Consider the following 270-nt stretch of genomic DNA (forward strand, 5'->3'; position numbering starts at 1 on the left):
CTGCAGAGATTACCCTGGCGATTCGCCCCATGCGGCACCGCAGCGGCGAATTTGGCGATCTGGTGGTGGCTGTGACAGAAACAACGCGTTATGACATTGATGGGGTTCCCTATACCGGCAGTGGCGGCCTGGCCTTGATTATGGCACTGGATAACGCGACACCGATTGTGAGCTACGGCAGTCTTGATAACACCGGTACGTTTACCGCAACAGAAATATTGACCGGTGCCAGCGTCGTCTGGCGCGGTGGCGATGTGGTGAGCGGTATGG

The 270-nt window shown here is 57.4% G+C and carries 1 protein-coding gene; it reads left to right on the forward strand.

The window, feature by feature from the left end:
• On the forward strand, nucleotides 1-270 hold a 270-nt coding region (locus tag Q4563_RS20025; protein ID WP_303605760.1), incomplete at both ends, for a hypothetical protein.

This window comes from Gilvimarinus sp. 1_MG-2023 (assembly GCF_030548285.1).